Genomic DNA, 3,275 nt, shown 5'->3' with positions numbered 1-3,275 from the left:
CGGCGGATTGGGTACTGGTCCCGCAAAGTAATTGCGGCGCCGACGGATGTCGCGCCCGCGCCGCAACTTCGGCGTTGCGGTCTCGGTTCAGTCAGGATTGGAGTTCCTGGGCCTCGGCGATCCGCGAGTGCCCACCTGGGGCGTGATGCTGAGCGAGGGCTTCCGCAACGTCTACGTCGCACCCCTGCTGATCCTGTGGCCCGCCCTCGCCATCGGCGTGACCGTCGGAGCCTTCGTCCTCTTCGCAAACGCGCTGCGCGACGGGCTCGAGGACCGCCCGACCGTACCGCCGCGGAAGCGGGCGAAGAGGGAGTCCCCGAAGAAACTGCCCGCCTCCGACGGCGCCGATCAGCCGAAGAACCGCCATCTCCTGGATGTCGAGGGCGTCTCGATCGGGTTCCGCACGCCCACCGGAACGACGCCCGTCGTGCACGCCGTGTCGTTCCACCTCGACCGCGGTGAGGTCCTCGGCATCGTGGGAGAATCCGGGTCGGGTAAGTCGCAGACGGTTTTCTCGATCCTCGGGCTCCTGCCCGAGGGTGGCGAGGTGACGGGCGGTCGCATCTGGTTCGACGGCGTGGAGACAGTCGACGCTTCGGGGACTCGGCAGGATCGCCTGTCGAAGCTGCGCGGGCGACGCATCGCCTACATCCCGCAGGAGCCCATGTCGAACCTCGCGCCCTCGTTTACGATCGGGCGCCAGCTGGTGCGCCCGATGATGAAGAACCTCAAGCTTTCGCGGGCCGAGGCCACGCGGCGCGCGATCGATCTCCTGTCACAGGTGGGCATCGCCGATCCCGAACGCACAATGGCCGCCTACCCGCACGAGATCTCGGGCGGAATGGCACAGCGCGTCCTGATCGCGGGGGCGGTGAGCAGCGAACCGGATCTGCTTATGGCCGACGAGCCCACGACGGCATTGGACGTGACCGTGCAGGCCGAGGTCCTCGACCTGCTGAGAGACATGCGCAGCACCCTGGGCGTCGGCATCGTGGTGGTCACCCATAATTTCGGCGTCGTATCCGATCTCGCCGACCGGGTTCTCGTGATGCGAGAGGGTGCCGTGGTCGAAGAGGGTGCCGTGCGACGGGTCCTGCGTGATCCGCACGCGCCGTACACGCGCAGACTGCTCGGCTCGATGCTGCAGGACAAAAAACCGCTCACGCCCCTCGCGGGAGGCATCCGATGACCGAACCCCACCTCGTCGATGTAAGCGACGTATCCGTCGAGTATCGAACACGGTCGCTGCGCGCGAAGCCGTTCCGCGCACTTCACTCGGTTTCGATCTCCGTCTCGCCAGGTCGCACCCTCGGTCTCGTCGGCGAGTCCGGCTCGGGCAAGACAACTCTCGGACGCGCCCTATTGGGCCTTGCCCCCGTCACCGCGGGGTCGATCACCTTCGAGGGCGCCGACATCACACACGCCAAGAGACGCCAGCGGCGAGCGCTCAGCCGAGATATCCAGGTCGTCTTCCAGGATCCCTACACGTCGCTGAACCCCGCGATGCCGATCGGCGAGATTCTTCGCGAGCCGCTCGGCGCGCAGGGAGTGCCGCAGCGCGAGGCCCGCGTCCGCGTCCGAGACCTCCTCGACCGCGTCGGGCTGCCCGCGGACGCCGCCACGCGTCTCCCGCGCGACTTCTCGGGCGGTCAGCGGCAGAGAATCGCCATCGCGCGGGCGCTGTCGCTGTCACCCAAGCTCATCGTCTGCGACGAACCCGTGAGCGCCCTCGACCTGACGACCCAGGGGAAGGTCCTGGACCTTCTGCTGGAGCTCCAACGCGAAACGGGCGTCGCCTATCTCTTCATCTCCCACGATCTCGATATCGTCCGGCACATCAGCCATGACGTCGCGGTCATGTATCGGGGCGAAATCGTCGAGCGCGGCAGCGCAGAGCGCGTCACCTCGGAGCCGACGCATCCGTACACTCGACGCCTTCTGCTGTCCTCGCCCGTACCCGACCCGGACGAACAGGCCACGCGACGCACTCAACGACTCGAACTCGCTCGCGACGAACGACAGGAAGCGTCACGATGACCGCGATCGCCACCGCAACGACGGCCGCAGAGGGCAGTATGCTGCTCGATCCGGACCGACTCTTCCCCGCCGACCCCACCACGAGGGCGATCGCCCGGGATCTGCACGCGACCGTCGCGGATCTGCCGATCCTGTCCCCGCACGGGCACGTACCGGCGCGGCTTCTTCTCGATGACGAGGCGTTCCCCGACCCCACGCGACTGCTCCTCTCCGGCGATCACTATGTCACCCGGCTCCTGCAGACGGCGGGGGTCGATCCGGCCGAGCTCGGCGTCGGGGGCGTCGAGGTGCGCGATCCCCGTCGCGCCTGGCGCTCGTTCTGCGAGAACTGGGACGTCCTCAGCGGCACCGCGTCGGGATACTGGCTCACCGATGAGCTGTCGCGCCTGTTCGGCATCGATCGCGAACCGTCCGCTTCCTCCGCTGACGCACTGTACGACGTCATCGCCGACCGCCTGCAGCAGCCGAACTTCCGGCCGCGCCGTCTGCTGGACCGTTTCCGGATCGAGGTTCTCGCGACGACGGACGACCCGATGGACGACCTCGACGTGCACCGGGCTCTGGCGGACGACGCCCATTTCGATGGCCGGGTCATTCCCACCTTCCGCCCCGACGCATACCTCGACCCCGAAGCTCCGGGGTTCCTGCGCGGCGTCGAGCGTCTGGCCCAGTGGCACGGCACTCCCACCGACGATTACACGGGATACCTCGAGGGGCTGGAGTCGCGCCGCGCCCATTTCATCGCTCATGGAGCGACCTCCGCAGACCATGGCGTCGTCGATGCTCTCGCGGAACCGCTCGCATCCGACGAGGCCGCCGCCCTGTTCCGGCGCGCGGTCCGCTCCGAGTCGACCCCGGCCGAGGCGCGCGCGTTCCGGGCTCACATGCTGTTCCAGATGGCAGGGATGAGCGTGCGCGACGGCCTGGTGATGACGATCCATCCCGGTGTGCTGCGCAATCACCACACCGAGACGTATCGCTCCTTCGGGCCGGATACCGGCCACGACATCCCCGTCGCGACGGAGTACACGCGCAATCTCCGACCGCTGCTGGAGGAATACGGACTCGCTCCGGACTTTCACCTCGTGCTCTTCACGGTTGATGAGACGACCTTCTCGCGCGAGATCGCCCCGCTCGCCGGTTTCTACCCGAGCGTGTTCATCGGACCACCCTGGTGGTTCTTGGACGCGCCCGACGCCATCCTCCGGTTCCGGGCCGCAACGACCGAGATCGCAGGA

General features: G+C 67.7%; 3 protein-coding genes. All 3 read left to right on the top strand.

Going from position 1 to position 3,275, the window contains the following annotated elements; all coding sequences use genetic code 11:
• Positions 1-46: 46 nt before the first annotated feature.
• Complete coding sequence (locus MIC448_RS13690; RefSeq protein WP_051513940.1) at positions 47-1,189, top strand: ABC transporter ATP-binding protein; 1,143 nt, start codon at positions 47-49, stop codon at positions 1,187-1,189.
• Entirely contained in the window at positions 1,186-2,037 is an 852-nt protein-coding gene (locus MIC448_RS13685) for an ATP-binding cassette domain-containing protein (protein WP_036300804.1), read from the top strand. Before MIC448_RS13690 ends, MIC448_RS13685 begins: the two co-directional genes overlap by 4 nt.
• On the top strand, positions 2,034-3,275 hold a 1,242-nt coding region (gene uxaC, locus MIC448_RS13680; RefSeq protein ID WP_051513939.1), incomplete at its 3' end, for a glucuronate isomerase. The genes MIC448_RS13685 and uxaC, both read left to right, overlap by 4 nt.

Origin of the sequence: Microbacterium sp. C448 (genome assembly GCF_000582705.2) — a bacterium.
GTDB classification, from domain to species: domain Bacteria; phylum Actinomycetota; class Actinomycetes; order Actinomycetales; family Microbacteriaceae; genus Microbacterium; species Microbacterium lacus_A.
The sequence above is the reverse complement of the archived record's forward strand: the minus strand, read 5'-3'. Positions and strand labels throughout refer to the sequence as shown.